Source organism: Microbulbifer variabilis, assembly GCF_052468405.1.
The window spans coordinates 4,630,205-4,645,831 of sequence record NZ_CP174343.1 but is presented as its reverse complement, the minus strand read 5'-3'; the positions used below and the strand labels follow the sequence as shown (position 1 = coordinate 4,645,831).

Annotated in this window: 10 protein-coding genes; 2 read left to right on the top strand and 8 right to left on the bottom strand. The window is 54.2% G+C overall.

Features of this window, described 5'->3' with window-relative positions; genetic code table 11:
• Positions 1-4 precede the first annotated feature (4 nt).
• The 5 genes from ACJJJB_RS20905 to ACJJJB_RS20885 all read right to left on the bottom strand — a co-directional run bounded on the left by ACJJJB_RS20905 (position 5) and on the right by ACJJJB_RS20885 (position 5,533).
• Positions 5-802: an enoyl-CoA hydratase/isomerase family protein gene (locus tag ACJJJB_RS20905; RefSeq protein ID WP_445366295.1), complete on the bottom strand. Its 798-nt coding sequence runs from the start codon at positions 800-802 to the stop codon at positions 5-7.
• Between the two features lie 72 nt (positions 803-874).
• Positions 875-2,482 carry a carboxyl transferase domain-containing protein gene (locus ACJJJB_RS20900; RefSeq protein ID WP_445365426.1) on the bottom strand — a complete coding sequence of 536 codons (1,608 nt, stop codon included), beginning with the start codon at positions 2,480-2,482 and terminating at the stop codon, positions 875-877.
• 118 nt (positions 2,483-2,600) lie between these two features.
• On the bottom strand, positions 2,601-3,770 hold the full coding sequence (locus ACJJJB_RS20895) for an isovaleryl-CoA dehydrogenase (RefSeq protein WP_020411589.1): 1,170 nt from the start codon (positions 3,768-3,770) through the stop codon (positions 2,601-2,603).
• Between the two features lie 134 nt (positions 3,771-3,904).
• Entirely contained in the window at positions 3,905-4,321 is a 417-nt protein-coding gene (locus tag ACJJJB_RS20890) for a MerR family transcriptional regulator (protein ID WP_020411590.1), read from the bottom strand.
• Between the two features lie 129 nt (positions 4,322-4,450).
• Positions 4,451-5,533, bottom strand: a complete 1,083-nt coding sequence (locus ACJJJB_RS20885) for a hypothetical protein (protein WP_040628081.1) — start codon at positions 5,531-5,533, stop codon at positions 4,451-4,453.
• A gap of 361 nt (positions 5,534-5,894) precedes the next feature.
• Here ACJJJB_RS20885 and serB point away from each other — a divergent pair, with 361 nt between their 5' ends.
• Entirely contained in the window at positions 5,895-7,010 is a 1,116-nt protein-coding gene (gene serB, locus ACJJJB_RS20880; protein ID WP_445365425.1) for a phosphoserine phosphatase SerB, read from the top strand.
• Positions 7,011-7,524: 514 nt separating this feature from the next.
• Here serB and ACJJJB_RS20875 read toward each other — a convergent pair.
• The gene (locus ACJJJB_RS20875; RefSeq protein WP_020411593.1) at positions 7,525-9,468 is read right to left on the bottom strand and encodes a M1 family metallopeptidase; all 1,944 of its coding nucleotides are present in this window, start codon (positions 9,466-9,468) and stop codon (positions 7,525-7,527) included.
• A 311-nt stretch (positions 9,469-9,779) separates the two neighbouring features.
• Here ACJJJB_RS20875 and ACJJJB_RS20870 point away from each other — a divergent pair, with 311 nt between their 5' ends.
• Positions 9,780-11,441, top strand: coding sequence for an alkaline phosphatase D family protein (locus ACJJJB_RS20870; protein ID WP_445365424.1), 1,662 nt, complete (start codon positions 9,780-9,782; stop codon positions 11,439-11,441).
• An 82-nt stretch (positions 11,442-11,523) separates the two neighbouring features.
• Here the strand turns inward: ACJJJB_RS20870 and ACJJJB_RS20865 are convergent, their stop codons facing one another.
• Together ACJJJB_RS20865 and epmB are read right to left on the bottom strand one after the other, a co-directional pair.
• Positions 11,524-13,611, bottom strand: a complete 2,088-nt coding sequence (locus ACJJJB_RS20865; RefSeq protein ID WP_445365423.1) for an EAL domain-containing protein — start codon at positions 13,609-13,611, stop codon at positions 11,524-11,526.
• A gap of 342 nt (positions 13,612-13,953) precedes the next feature.
• Entirely contained in the window at positions 13,954-14,994 is a 1,041-nt protein-coding gene (gene epmB, locus ACJJJB_RS20860) for an EF-P beta-lysylation protein EpmB (RefSeq protein ID WP_445365422.1), read from the bottom strand.
• Between the last annotated feature and the right edge of the window lie 633 nt (positions 14,995-15,627).

Here is a 15,627-nt window from a genome sequence, read left to right as displayed (position 1 = left end):
AAAATTATCCTTCGCCACCATTCATCCACTTGGGTGCGCGCTTTTCCAAAAACGCACTCAACCCTTCCTGTCCTTCCGGCGATACACGCACGGCAGCGATCAGCGCGCTGGTCTGGCCCTGCAATTCATCGTTGATAACCCGGTTGGACATGGACATGGCCAGTTGCTTGGCCATGGCGACCGCTTTGGGGCCATTATCGGCAATGGCATTCACTAATTTCTGCACATGCAGGTCTAGGTCGCCCTCGGCGCAGACTTCGGATACCAAGCCCATTTGTTCCGCGCGCTCGGCGGGGAAACGTTCCGCTGTGACAAAGTAACGACGCGCATGGCGAGTGCCGATCGCATTGATGACATAGGGGCTGATGGTGGCGGGCAGCAGCCCGATTTTGACTTCAGACAAACAGAAGCTGGCGCGCTCAGAGGCCACGGCCATATCGCAGCAGCTCACCAGGCCCACGGCCCCGCCAAAAGCGGCGCCCTGTACTCGCGCAATGGTGGGCGCAGGGAAAGTGTCGAGCTTGTACAGCATGGCGGCAAGCGCAGCGGCGTCTCGGCGGTTTTCCTCTTCTGAGTAGGTCGCCATGCGCTTCATCCAGTTGAGGTCGGCTCCGGCAGAAAAGCTCTTGCCATTGGAAGCCAGTACCAACACACGTACAGCGGGGTTTTGCGCCAGGGTGTCAAAGGTGGTGGCCAGCTCGTGGATCAGTTCATCATCAAAAGCGTTGTGGATTTCCGGCCGGTTCAGGGTGACCGTGGCCACGCCCTCGCTATCCACTTCGCACAGCAATTTATCGCTCATTGTTATTCCTCGATTGGGGCGTCTCTCAAAAGCGGCACCGGAACATTTCATTGGCGCCGCAACCACGGTTCCTTACATGCGGAACACGCCGAACCTGGTCTCTTCCGGTTCCTTGTGGCTGGCCGCCGCCAGGCACAGACCGAGCACGCGGCGGGTATCCGCCGGATCGATAACGCCGTCATCCCACAAGCGCGCGGAGGCGTAGTAGGGGTGCCCCTGGTGTTCGTAGTTATCCACAATCGGCTGCTTAAACTGGCGCTCTTCCTCTTCGCTCCAGGATTCACCCCGGGCGGCCTTCTGGTCGCGCTTCACCTGGGCCAATACGCCAGCAGCCTGTTCACCCCCCATAACCGAGATGCGCGCATTGGGCCACATAAACAGGAAGTTGGGATCGTAGGCGCGGCCACACATACCGTAGTTACCGGCGCCGAAAGAGCCGCCGATGAGGATGGTAATTTTGGGCACCTTGGCGGTAGCGACAGCGGTCACCATCTTGGCGCCGTGTTTGGCGATGCCGCCCGCCTCGTACTGTTTGCCCACCATGAAACCAGTGATATTTTGCAGAAAAACCAATGGAATCTTGCGCTGCGCACACAGCTCAATAAAGTGCGCGCCCTTCTGTGCACTCTCCGCAAACAGGATGCCGTTGTTGGCAACAATTCCCACCGGATAGCCCTGGATACGGGCAAAACCAGTTACCAGAGTGGTGCCGTACAACGCTTTAAATTCATCGAACTCAGATCCGTCCACAACCCGCGCGATAATCTCGCGCACGTCAAAAGGCTGGCGCGAATCCTTGGGCACCACACCGTAAATATCTTCCGGTGGATAAATCGGCTCCACTGGCTTTTGGATATCCAGGCCGGGATTTTTGATGCGGTTCAGGCGCGCTACAGAGCGGCGCGCCAACTGCAACGCATGTACGTCGTTATTGGCGTAGTGATCGGAAACCCCGGAAGTGCGACAATGCACCTCGGCACCGCCGAGTTCCTCAGCGGAAACTTCTTCACCGGTGGCCGCTTTCACCAGGGGCGGGCCCGCCAGGAAGATGGTGGCCTGCTCTTTCACCATAATGGATTCGTCTGCCATAGCCGGCACATAGGCTCCACCGGCGGTGCAGCTACCCATAACCACCGCGATCTGCGGAATATTCTGTGCAGAGAGATTGGCTTGGTTAAAGAAGATGCGACCGAAGTGCTCACGGTCTGGGAAAACGTCGTCCTGGCGCGGCAAATTAGCACCACCGGAATCCACCAGGTAAATGCACGGCAGATTGTTCTGCTCGGCGATGGTCTGCGCGCGCAGGTGTTTTTTTACTGTGAGGGGATAATAGGTTCCACCTTTTACAGTGGCATCGTTAGCCACTATCACACAGGGCTGACCGGAGACGGTGCCGATGCCGGTAATAATACCCGCAGCCGGAACATCCTCACCGTAAACCTCGTGAGCGGCCAGCTGGGAAAATTCCATAAAAGGGCTACCCGGATCGAGCAGCGCATCGATACGGTCCCGTGGCAATAATTTTCCTCGCGCCAGGTGTTTTTCCCTTGCGCGCTCGCCGCCGCCCTGGGCGATGGCTTCCACTTTCTCGCGCAGGTCTGCCACCAGCGCCTGCATCTGCTCGCGGTTTTCGCCAAAGGCGGCATCGCGCGTGTTTATTTTGCTCTGCAACTGATTCATAAAGTCCGATTCACTTTCCCGGAGAAAAGACCTCCACAGGGCGCAGCTTATTGCCGCAGTGCCCGGCTGGAGACAGCTGCCGCCGGCAGGCGCCGGCGGCGAGAAGAAATGCCCAGCCTTAGCGGGTCTCTTTAAACAGCTCGCGACCAATCAGCATACGGCGTACTTCAGAAGTGCCCGCGCCGATTTCGTAGAGCTTGGCATCGCGCAGCAGACGACCAGTGGCGTACTCGTTAATGTAGCCATTGCCGCCCAAAGTCTGGATAGCCTGCAGGGCCATCTGTGTTGCGCGCTCCGCAGTAAACAGGATTACAGCGGCGGCGTCCTTGCGCGAGTCCTCACCGCGATCACAAGCCCGGGCCACAGCGTACAGGTAAGAGCGGCTGGCATTCAGGTCAGCGTACATATCGGCGATCTTGCCCTGCATCAGCTGGAACTCACCGATGGCCTTGCCGAACTGCTTGCGCTCGTGAATATAGGGAACCACCACATCCAGGCAGGCCTGCATAATTCCGACAGGGCCTCCAGAGAGAATCGTGCGCTCGTAGTCGAGACCGCTCATCAATACGCGTACACCGCCGTTCAGTTCACCGAGGATATTTTCTTCCGGCACTTCACAGTCTTCGAACACCAACTCACAGGTGTTGGAACCGCGCATGCCCAGCTTGTCGAGCTTTTGCGCCTGGGAGAAGCCGGCGAAACTGCGCTCAACGATAAACGCAGTAATACCGCCGGAGCTGATACCCGGCTCAGTGCGCGCGTAGATCACATAGGTATCGGCATCGGGACCGTTGGTGATCCACATTTTATTGCCGTTCAAAATAAAGCGATCACCGCGCTTCTCAGCGCGCAGTTGCAGACTTACCACGTCGGAACCGGAGTTGGGTTCACTCATGGCCAAGGCGCCCACATGTTCACCGGAACACAGCTTGGGCAGGTACTTGAGCTTCTGCTCGCGGGTACCATTTTTACGAATCTGGTTTACACACAGGTTGGAGTGGGCACCGTAGGACAAGCCCACAGAAGCGGAGGCGCGGGAGATTTCTTCCATGGCCACGGCGTGTGCCAGGTAACCCATATTGGAACCGCCGAACTCCTCTTCCACGGTCATACCCAGAAGGCCCAACTCACCGAATTTTTTCCACATATCGGCGGGGAACAGGTTGTCTTCGTCGATCTGTGCCGCGCGCGGGGCCAGCTCCGCCTGGCAGAACTTGTAAACCATGTCACGGAGCATATCGATCTCTTCACCGAGACCGAAATTCAGAGTTGGGTAGGAGGTATTCATAATGACTCCACGTTAAATTTGCGAGTTTTAATTCAATTGGCCGCGCCTGCGACTGCCGTTACATCAGGCGCCCCCGTAAAACCTCTGGAGGTCACCGGCAATCGCACACTTGCCGAAATTTTCAGGATTTTGGTTTAGGGGTTGTCCTCTCTGCGGCTCTTCACCAGGGCCGCTTGTGCACGGACCTCGGCTTCGTCCAGCTCCCCCATCAGGCTTTCTATATCTCTCAGCTGCTGCTGCAACAGTGCACGCTTCTGGGCAATGCGCTCCAGCAGGCGCTGCAACTGCTCCACATTGCCATGAGCGGGATCGTACATATCGATAATCTCGCGGCTCTCATCCAGGGAGAACCCCAAGCGCTTACCGCGCAAAATCAGCTTCAGCCGTACCCGCTCCTCAGGGCTATAAACACGGGTCTGGCCGCGCCGCTCAGGTTTGAGCAGTCCCTTGTCCTCATAGAAACGGATGGCGCGGGTAGTGATATCAAATTCACGGGCCAACTCCGAAATACTGTAACTATGGGGCTCTACGATACTGGCTTTGGCTTTCATAAGTACTTCCTCGAGACGCAACCAAGCCTAACAAGAGTTTACGTTAACGTAAACGTAAGGCAGGTGCCAAAAAATAACTACGGAGAGCAAACGGGTCATTTACTCGCCGCTGTGACCAGCGGTAGGTATTCAGGCGCCCAATAATTGTTGCAACTGGTTGTTAAGCAACTTTTGATACGATGGCGTCAGCCCCGTAACTTCCAGGTTCCAGCCAGCGCCATGGTGCTCGATGCGTCCAGCCAGGGAGGTTTCCTCCAGCAGCTCCGGATGCAGGAACAATCCACGAGATTGATTTAGCAGCTGCTCGGCGGAGAAGTCCGGTGAGCCAGGCTCGCAGGGCACCACAGCCAGGGCCAGCTTCAGACCAGTGGCTCGGCTGACACTCTGCATCTCCCGCAACAATAGACCACAGCAGACCGCGCGAAAGGCTGCATCAGTGCCGGAAAACCCCAGGCCAACCTGAGGCCCGGCGCTACTCAGAGGGTGGGCACCGTAAATTCGGCGCAGTAGCTGCATGCGCCCATCCAGTTCCCGCTGTATTCCCTCAAGCGCACTGCGGCTCAGTTGGTTGGTCAACTGAGCCCAATTCAGGGGGCGCAGGTAAAGGCCTATAGAGTCCCCTTTTTCTTCAGGAATATTCACCGATGCGTGAGACTCTTCAGAAGGCAGACTGCGCGGTGCGGAGAAGCCTCCTGCCATCAGTGCCGCCACTGCACTAAAAGGCAAAGCAAAGACCAGGGTCAGCAACAAACTGGCCCAAGGAAAAGTAACACCCGCACCGGGAGCCAGGGCCACGGTAACATTGCCAGCGATACTATCGTGTAACACAACTGGCACACTGATGGTCTCACCATTTTTTAAATCGCCCACTTCTGCCAGACTATTGGACTCCACATCTTCAATAGAGATACCAATGACGGCAGGCAACTCTAGTAATTGCCGGGCCAGTAGCTGCATGCTGATTCGATCATCAGCAACGATACGCTCCAGGCTCTGCCCTGCGAGAAAACTGGCGGCAGCCTGCGCCGAGGCCCGGTCTTTTTCCACAGCATCAGCATGTCGCTGCCCATAGTAATGGCCAAGAGCAGCGCTGCAGAATACGGCCAGAATCACCCAAATCGCTACGGCCAGCAGGCGCTGGCGAATACGTTTAGATAGGCGTGCAAATTGTTCGGGCAACTTGCGCAACAGAGAAATAATCGATACAGACATATTAAGCGGCTGAAATACCTTGCCTTGTTTTTTTATTACCTTGCGTTTCTTTTTCCTTTCGTCTTTATAAATCATCCTGACTGATAAAGACGTCGCCCAAAAACACTGGCACAGGTGCATGGACCCACTGGTGTTTTTAGGCTCACGACGGCCTACGGCCGCGGCGTATTTTATCCTCACAAAAAGCCAATAAGGCCCAGTGTAATTTCCTGTGCCGTTGGTCGATCCGGCAACAAAATAGTTCCACTGGTTTTTTTATTTTGTAACAAATAAGCGGGCCCAGGCTGCGGCGCTGATTTTAACGAAGATTCCCGCTAGAGCTATAATGCGTCGCTTATTGATTAAATTGGGGAGCTGCGCCATGGGCGACGAGACAAAAGCACAAGAATTTCATCTGCCCCTGGCACAAGTTATCCAGTCGCCCCTGGACTACCCTGTGCGCTACCTCACCTATAGCGGCAACTATGCGCGACTGGGGCTTGAATACAGAGGTGCAGACCCTTTTCCGGACACCACCAGTTGTGAGCTGAGCTTGCCCAGTGCTAAGCCTTCAGTCGTACAGTCCCCTTGGTGTTTAACCCTTCTGAGCCCAGCCGCCACCCTGACACAGCTACAACGCGTACTAAAGTTTTGTACCGAACAACAATGGCAAATCAACACTATCGACACTCTCGCCCACCGGCATGAGTGCACGGTAATTCGCCTCCAGCTCAGTGCTAAGTTGGAATTTTCCCCTGCGCGTTTCGCTTGCCTGCAACTGGCCGAGGAAATCGGAGCCGACTTGGTTTTACAGGATGGGGCCAGCCAGAGAGTACCGACACTGGCAGGCTTCGACATGGATTCCACTCTAATTGATGCGGAGGTGATCGACGAGCTGGCCAAGATTACCGGTATCGGCGATCAGGTAGCAGCCATCACCGCAGCCGCGATGCGTGGCGAGCTGGATTTCCGGGATAGTTTCAAAAAACGTATGGCGCTACTCAAGGGCTTCTCCGAACAGCGCCTGGCAGAAATTGCCCAACAATTGCCCCTAAAGAAAGGGGCACAGAAACTGTTGTACTGCCTGCGTGAGCTTGAGTGCAAAACCGTCATTCTGTCCGGGGGCTTTACTTACTTCGCCAACTTCCTGCAGAGGGAACGACTTGCCGTAGATTTGATATACGCCAATGATTTGGAATTTGCCGAGGGTGCACTCACCGGTGAAGTGATAGAACCTATCGTGGACGGCACGCGCAAGCGGTTGTTGCTGGAGGAAACAGCAAGGAATATGGGGCTGTCGCTGGAACAAGTGATTGCAGTCGGGGACGGGGCCAATGATATCCCCATGTTGAACCTGGGTGCCCTGGGTATCGCGATTCACCCAAAGCCTAAGGTACGCCTGGAGGCACCGCAGGCGATCACCCTATTCGGCCTTGATGCGGCGCTATACCTATTCGGCCTTAACGACCGCCAGATTGCCGAGTTGGGGCAACCCTGAAGCTGCCCCAGGAAAAGTCAGGTCATTGCATGTGGGAAGGGAAATGAATTCGGCCTGTTATCAGAACAGGCGCTCGGCTCATACTCACAGCCAACGGCCAAAAAACTGAGAAAAGCCAGCATTAAAATCCGTCTGTACATAGGTACCTCCCTTTGCCTTAATGGATTTTTATTCGAGCAGCAGGGTACGCAAAGGGTTCCACTTTGAACAGCAGTTTAATGATTTTTATGCCAGAAAATTGACGTGAAAACCTTCTTTTTGTACCAATTCGTTCAGCTTTGCTACACAAGAGATTACACAGGCATTTTTTAGTATTGCCCGCCGCTCAAACGGTACCCAAAAGCCACTTTAGCGGATTTATTTAGTTAATCTTTGGGAAGAGTAAAAACGGGAAGATGCAGATAAAAAACCAGGGAAAACTTGTTGGTAGCCAGTGTTGCACTGGCCCCAATCGGTATAAAGGGCGGCGATTTCGGTGCACAGCACCAAAATCGCACAAGCGACGAAGGTCGGTCTAGCCCTCTTTCTTACCGTAAATTACCAGGCTGTTCACTTTCACCGTCAGCGGGTGATACCCCACCTTGGCGCGCTCGAAAATGCGTGCAGCCACATCCTGTTTACCAGACTCAACCATATTGCGATACAGCGGGCGCAGGAACTTGTTGCGGCCGATGCTGGTGAGGAAGCTCTCCAAACGATCGAAGGCCGGCTCATAGTCATTGCGCACAGCAATCATCAGCCAGCTGAAGGCCACTTCGTTATTGCGGGATTTGGTCAGGCCAAAGGCGCTGTCCAGTTCTTTCAACTGCGCTTCCGTCAGCTTCTCAGGCATACCGTCGAGGAAATACTTCCACTGATGGAAGGTCCAGCCTTTGGTATCGATATCCTTCGCCGCCAATTTACCGTCCAACCATTGCTGACGCACCGGGTCCAACTTGCTGAAGGCATCGGACTGCGGGTGCGGTGCACCTTCGGGAATACCCGGCTCGAAGATCCACTGGTGAATCCGCTCGCGATCCAGTTTATCGGCGTGCTCAACCAGCAGGGTCTTGTCGAGGTACTTAACGAAGTCCTCAGTGGTGATGCTCTGGAAGGAGAAGTGGTTGAAGTACTCCATCAGGAAGCGGTCAAACGCTTCGCGGCCTACTTTCTGCTCCAGCTCATACAGGAACAGTGAACCTTTCTCGTAGGGAATATTGGAGAACACTTCATCGGGATCACGGCCGCGCAGATCGATCGCCATAATCTCATCGCGGGGCTCTTTGTCCGCGAGGTCCGCTTGCAGATCGTCATAACCCAGGGCCATTTCCATCTGGTAACGCTCGTCACCATAGACAAACTGCATGATGCGGTTGGTCAGGTAAGTAGTGAAGCCCTCGTTCAGCCATAAGTCGCGCCAGCTGGCATTGGTCACCAGATTGCCGGACCAGGAATGGGCCAATTCGTGGGCGATCAGGGCCACCAGGCTTTTGTCACCGGCGATTACGGTTGGAGTGATAAAGCTCAGACGCGGGTTTTCCATACCGCCAAAGGGGAAGCTGGGCGGCAGGATCAGCAGGTCATAGCGGTCCCAATGGTAGGGGCCGTAAACCTTCTCGGTCACCTCCAGCATGGATTCGGTATCGGCGAACTCCGCCGCTGCAGATTCCAACATAGAGGGTTCGGCGTAGACACCAGTGCGCTTGCCCATGGGTTTGAATTGCAGGTCGCCAACCGCCAGGGCAATCAGGTAGGAGGGTATGCGCTGGGGCATTTCGAACTCGTAAACGCCATCTTTGGCCGCCTGCGGGTCATTGTTCGCACTCATCACCGCGCGCAGTTCTTTCGGGGTACGAACGGTCGCCTTGTAAGTGATACGAACTTTCGGGGAGTCCTGCAGCGGAATAAAGCTACGCGCATGGATCGCCTGGGCCTGAGTGAACAAGAACGGGTGCTTCTTGCCCGCCGTCTGTTGAGGCTCAAGCCACTGTACGCCAGAGGCGCCAGGCACTGTGCGATAGCGGATGGTGATGCTGTTGGCATCTTCCGGCAACTCAATATTCAGCGGGGTGCCCAGGTGACCGTCTTTCTCGCCCATGGAGAATTTCACCGGCGCACCATTGGCTGCTACAGAAACCACTTCCAGCTCGCGGGTGTCGAGCACCATCGGCAGGTTCTTGTCGTTGAGGCGCTTGAAGTCCAGCTGGGCTTCGCCCTCGAGAACCTTGCGGGAGAAGTCTACAGTCAAGTCCAGATCCAGGTGCTGTACCTGGTAGTCATTACTGTTGGCAAAGGAGTGGTAATCCACACCGGATTCAGGCGCCTTCTCAGCGGCACTTTTCTTTTCAATCACGGCGGCTGCTTTTACCGACGCGCTTGCACTCTCAGCTTCGACTTTAGACGGCTCGGTCTTTGAGCACCCGCCGGCTACGGCGAGGCCGCCGACAATCAGGCTGGTGCAAAGTAAGCGGGGCAACATGGATCTACTCCCAGGGTGTTCTGTTTTTAATCGCGACACAGCATACCCGAGAGTGCACAGATGCGGAATGATAGGGAGTTAATCGACGGCGGTAACAGCCCTAAGGTCATCCCCCAAAGCATCCTCAAGCCGACAGTCATACTTTTTAATGCCTTCAAAATAGACAAAAGTCTCACTTTAGCTCGCTGCGGACGAATTTACCGACTAATTGAGCTGCTTCAGAAAAAATCTGACTGGAAATTAACAAAGCGTTCACCTTTCGAAGACAGACTGCGTGTCCTTTATAACAAGCACATAAAAAGGAGAGCACTATGTCTTTGTCCCGGAGGCGATTTCTGCAATTTTCCAGCGCCGGCCTGGCATCCCTGCCACTTCTTAAGGCCTACGGCTCCGGCCAGCAGCCTTTCCAGCACGGCGTTGCCAGCGGTGATCCCCTGGCCGATCGCGTGATTCTCTGGACCAGGATTACCCCATCGGAAGACCCTTTATTCCAGTCCATGGTGCCCTATAGCTGGCAAATCGCCCTGGACCCGGAAATGGCGCTGGTAGTGAACAGCGGCAACGGCATGACCAGCCCCGAAGTGGACTACACCATCAAGGTGGATGCCAGTGGCCTGCAGCCTGGGACAACTTACTACTACCGTTTTTATTCCAACAGCATGGACTCTCCTGTAGGGCGAACCAGGACCCTGCCTGTAGGTCATGTGGACCGCCTGCGTTTTGCAGTAACCAGCTGCTCCAACTATCCAATGGGCTTTTTCAACGTCTACCGTGAAATCGCTCAACGTCCCGATTTGGATGTGGTACTGCACCTGGGTGACTACATCTATGAATACGGCCCCGGCGGCTTTGGCACCGGCACCGGGCTTGGACGCGAACCTATCCCCGCGAAGGAAATGGTGGGTATCCAGGATTATCGCCTGCGCTACGCCCAGTATCGTTCCGACCCCGACTTGCAGGAAGTCCATCGCCAACACCCGTTTATTTGTGTTTGGGACGATCACGAAACCACAAACAATGCCTGGGCCGGTGGGGCAGAAAACCACGATCCCCAAGATGGCGAAGGTGACTGGTATGTGCGTCGCTCAGTGGCAAATAAGGCCTACTTCGAGTGGATGCCCATCCGCGACAACGGCATTCTGGACGTATTTGGGGATAGAGCCATTTATCGCAGTTTCCGTTACGGAAACCTGATGGACCTGATGATGCTGGATACCCGCATCGCCGCAAGGGATGAACAGGCCAACTGGTTTGACCAGAAAACAGCCGACAATCCAGAGCGCAGCTTACTCGGCCGACAGCAGGAAGAATGGTTGTACCGCGGCCTCACCCAATCTCAATCGGACGGTGTACGCTGGCGGGTACTCGGACAACAGGTGATGATGGCGCAGCTCACCCTGGCCAAGGATTTCTCCATTAACATGGATCAGTGGGATGGTTATACCGCCTCCCGTACTCGGTTATTCGATCACATTGCCAACAACAACATCGAAAACTTCTTTGTGCTCACCGGAGATATTCACAGTTCCTGGGCCTGGGACTTGGCCAGCAACCCATTCAGCATTCTCGAATACGGACGCCTTACCGGTCGCGGTGCTCTCGGGGGAGAGTTTGTAACTCCCGGCGTAACCTCCAGCTTCCTCGATAAGTCACATCTAACTGACGTAGCCGCGATCGCCATGGACGGATTAATTCCGCACTTAAAGTGGGTCAATGTCACCCAGCGCGGCTATTTGCTGATGGATGTTTCCCACTCCCGTGCCAAGGCCCACTGGTACCATGTGGATACCGTCACCAGTAAGAGCTACAACGCTAGCCTGGCGAGGATGTACAAGCAGAAGGCCGGCCAAAACCACGTACAACGCGCTTGGAGCGAGAGCACAGCCCCGGAGAATGCACCGGCGCCTGCGCCTGAGTATGGCGCCCTGGCCCGCAATGCTATCGCTGCCCTGCGCAACCGCTACAACGTATGACCTCACAGAGCTAGGTCCTGTAAAAAAAAGCGCGTAACCCGATGGGAAACGCGCTTTTCTTACAGATATAGGCTTGCGGAAATTAATCCAGACTAAAGTCGAAACTCATTTCCTCCACCGGAGCCTGCACATAGTAGCCCTGGATATAATCGGTACCGGTTTGCCACAGGGTGGGTAACATGCTGGCCTGCTCGATATGAGGCACAATCACCTTGGTCTCTGCCTCACCCAAACGCTGTACCAGCCCGGCTAAAGATTCGCTGCTCTCTCCCTCGTCCTGAACTTCACGCACAAACGACGGATCTACCTTGGCCATATCCACCTTTACATGCTCCAGAGCTTTGAAGGGGTTCAAGCCGGTACCGAAGTGGCACACAGCCACGCGGCAACCGAGCTGCTGCACCTGGGTAGTGAAATCACGCGCTGCGTGCAGGTTGCTGGTGATGTCCTCCTGGCGCAACTGGAAAATCACCGTGCTTGGCGGAACTTTGGCAGCCTTGAAAGCCACTCCCAGCCAGGCAGGCAAACTCGTATCGAGCAGGGAAGCTGTGGTCATATGCAGCATCAGCGATACATCCTTACCCTTAGCGCGAGCCGCAGCGGCAGCCTTAATCGCGGTGAGAATCACCCAGCGGTCCATCTTGGCGGAAAGACCAGCGTCGCCCAATTCCTGCAGGAACGCCAGTGGTGCCAGTTCTTCCTTGTCATCGAGCATACGCACCAGCACTTCATACATTTGCTCCCCGGTGCCCTGCAGGCTCAGGATCGGCTGGAATAAAAGCTTTAGGTTTCCCGCCTCCAGGGCCTGTACCACCCGAGCGCGGTGGTAAGTATCAGCATCAGCGCCACTTTCGGTATCCGGCTCATACAGGACGAAATTGCCACCCTGCCTCTCCTCTCCCAGAGCTTGCTTATGAGCCACCTGCGCCTGCTCGAGCACCTGCTGTGAACCACTGGAGGCCTCGCTTAGCAGGGAAATTCCAATAGAGGCAGTAACCTGCTGGGTTTTGCCTGCAGCGTCAAAAATGGTATCGGAAATTTTCTTCAGGATATCGCGCGCGCGCTGCTCAATACTGTCCGGCGTGGTATCCGGGCTCAACAGGCAGAAGCTGTCATCACTATAATGCGCCAGGGTATCACCGCTTCGCTGGCATCCCTGTAGCAGTTCAGCCATGGCTTTCTGCAGTGCGTCTGCACCTGCAACGCCTACGGTCTTTTGCACCTCCTCGGCAAAGCGATCCACCTGGATAAACATCAGGCCACCGGTGCGATGGGAGTCCGCTGCAGATTTAATCGTGGAGTCGAGTAACGATAAAAAGTGCTGTCGATTAAACAGGCCAGTTAGCGGGTCGCGGTTTTTAATATCACTGAGTTGGGCTTCCAATTGCTCAGTGTCGCCCTTGCGCATGGCGATGCGCACTTGCAGGCAGCGCTCCTCTTCGTAAGTAGTACTGAGTACCTCCGCGCGAGTGGGTAACGGATCACCTGCAACGGTTCGAGCAGTAAACTTCCACTCCTTAGCTTCCACTTCATTGTTATCGATCGCACAGCGCTTGAGAAAATCCCGTGCGCCTCCCTGCTCATTTTCAGCCAGCATGTCGATCAGTGGCTGGTACTCAACATCCTCACCACTTTCATAGCCAAAGCGCTCGGCGAAAGAGTCATTGGCATAAACGATTAGCCCATCGGATACATAGGCTATTGCATCCTTGGAACTGTCCAGAAGCTCTTTGGCACGACCGAGAGTTGCGTGGTAACGACGATCATGCAGGCGTGCCTGGCGACGGTTATCCAAGGCGAGCATCTCTCGCTGAATCACCAGCAGAAGGTGCTGGTCCTCATCTACTGTCACCACATCCCGTGCACCCTGTTTTAACCCCTCCACAATTGGCTGGGAACCACTGCGTTCGGTCAACAGGATAACCGGTACATCTTTTTGCAGCTTACTGATGGTGCGTAGCGCCACTGCCGGCGGAATCTGGGTGCTACCCTCTGCGGCGATCACAAGGTCCCAGGTTTTGTCCTGTACCAAGCGAGTAAAGACCGCTTCACTGGCAACATGCTGAGCCCGGTTGGGTCGACCCGCGTTGTGCAGCATGCTGACCAAGCGCTGCGCCTCGGAGGGCATATCGTGAATCAGGAGAAGTCGGATAGTGTCGTTGCTACTCATTTTTTGCTCTATTTATTCAGGGCAGCGTACCGCTACCGCATGCGGTAAGTTTAGGGGCCTCCTGTAGTGGCATACAAGGCCACATCGGGGTGGTACGCGTGACTCAAGTCACACAAATCTCCCTGTCGTAAATGCACGCCTTAGAATTATCATCTGCTAATTAGTAATCACTAATTGGCTCTGGAAACCTTATCTCTTTCAACCTACAGCCTAAGACGAGCCCAGAGGTCGGCGGCAACTATATAGATAGGCGAGTCGGTACATTTAGCCTAGATCAATTTAACGCTATTTTTACAGCACTTTAATCCTGGTACTTTATAGAGGAATAACCTTCTGTATTTTCTAGTTGCTTTCAGATAACTCTATGGGTGTTTTGGAGGGTACACCGGGGATTTCCCGCACCAATTTCGGTACCAAGTATCCAGGCAATCGATGACGTAGTTCTTCAATTATTTGCAACGCCCTGCTATCACTCACTTCAAAATGCGCCGCACCCTTGACCCTATCTAACTGGTGCAGGTAATAAGGCAACACGCCCGCGTCAAACAGTGTTTCGCTAAGGCCTTCCAGGGCTGCACAACTATCATTGATACCACGCAACAGTACCGCTTGATTCAGCAATGTGACTCCAGCAGCGCGAAGACAAGAAAGTGCGTTACGTATCTCATCATCAATTTCGTTGGCGTGATTACAGTGCAGAACCAATACCGGCTTCAGGCGTGAGCCAGTAAACCAGGACAGCATTTCGTCGGTGATACGGCTCGGCGCCACTATTGGTAAGCGGGTGTGAATGCGCAGTTTATCCAGATGTGCTATCTGCACCAGCTCATTACTTAGCCAAGAGAGCTGGCGATCATTGATCACCAAAGGATCACCACCGCTTAAAATCACTTCTCGCAACTCCGTATGTGCACGCACATAATCCAGAGCCGCCGACCACTGCTTTCGATTCAGGTGGTTCTCACTGTAGGGAAATTCGCGGCGAAAACAGTAACGACAATTCACCGCACATTGCCCTGCAGTAATTAGCAGCAGGCGACCGTGATACTTATGCACCACTCCGGGCAGAGGGTTTGCCTCAGCCTCCTGAAGAGGGTCTGCACTAAACCCCACCACTGTTTCCAACTCTGCAGCACCGGGTAAAACCTGCAGAAGTAATGGATCTTTCGGGTCAGCAGGTCGCATACGCTTGATAAATGGACGCGGCACGCGCAAGGAAAACTGGCTACTAGCATTCAGGGCTTCGGGTAATTGGGCTGGATCCAATTGCAACAACCGGATTAGCTCGGCAGGATCAGTGACCACATCAGATAAATCATCCTGCCAGCGGCGGGACTCACGAGTGCCGATCAGTTTGCTGTCGATAGGTGATGGATTCGCCATAGGGTTACGCAGGCATTAGGGAAAACACTAGAGGTGAGGCAATTGTACCAGAAGCGGACTACAGCCCGGGCAACTCTGCGATGCATGCCCGAATAAGCCTGGCTCGAAGCCAAATATCATCAAAGCAAGAGGATCAGAACCATATAGTCACGCGCACTGCAAACCAACAAATATCGATCCAGGCCGAAAAGCTCGACCTGAACCCTATGAAGCAAGCCCAACGCAAGAGTTTATCCGTATATTTTCCAACTATTGTCTATTCAACTTCATCACAAAAACAGTAAAAAAAAATTGAAGAATAAACTAGCGCCAAACGGCTTGAGAAAACAGTAGTAGCAATACGGTTCGCCCCAGCAGGTCCCTATGGGCTTGGCCTGGAAGCGAAGCGGCAACTTCACCGCCCGAGAGAACAAAGAATTATCCTTGAATAAAGAAACACGCTTAGTAAAAAAATAACTATCAAATTGAAAATATTACTTTTCGTACAAATTTCTTTAGGAAATTCTTCATAATTCCCCCATTCCCAACAGGGTTAATACGGTGTTAATTTAACCAAAGACAAAGCAATAATAACCTTGTCTTTCTTGAATTCAGTGCACTCGAATTTCAATAAAAATTAAATCGGGGTAATAA

Coding starts and splice junctions, on each gene's coding strand:
- ACJJJB_RS20905 (WP_445366295.1), bottom strand. CDS start 802: ATGAGCGATAAATTGCTGTGCGAAGTGGATAGCGAGGGCGTGGCCACG.
- ACJJJB_RS20900 (WP_445365426.1), bottom strand. CDS start 2,482: ATGAATCAGTTGCAGAGCAAAATAAACACGCGCGATGCCGCCTTTGGC.
- ACJJJB_RS20895 (WP_020411589.1), bottom strand. CDS start 3,770: ATGAATACCTCCTACCCAACTCTGAATTTCGGTCTCGGTGAAGAGATC.
- ACJJJB_RS20890 (WP_020411590.1), bottom strand. CDS start 4,321: ATGAAAGCCAAAGCCAGTATCGTAGAGCCCCATAGTTACAGTATTTCG.
- ACJJJB_RS20885 (WP_040628081.1), bottom strand. CDS start 5,533: ATGTCTGTATCGATTATTTCTCTGTTGCGCAAGTTGCCCGAACAATTT.
- serB (WP_445365425.1), top strand. CDS start 5,895: ATGGGCGACGAGACAAAAGCACAAGAATTTCATCTGCCCCTGGCACAA.
- ACJJJB_RS20875 (WP_020411593.1), bottom strand. CDS start 9,468: ATGTTGCCCCGCTTACTTTGCACCAGCCTGATTGTCGGCGGCCTCGCC.
- ACJJJB_RS20870 (WP_445365424.1), top strand. CDS start 9,780: ATGTCTTTGTCCCGGAGGCGATTTCTGCAATTTTCCAGCGCCGGCCTG.
- ACJJJB_RS20865 (WP_445365423.1), bottom strand. CDS start 13,611: ATGAGTAGCAACGACACTATCCGACTTCTCCTGATTCACGATATGCCC.
- epmB (WP_445365422.1), bottom strand. CDS start 14,994: ATGGCGAATCCATCACCTATCGACAGCAAACTGATCGGCACTCGTGAG.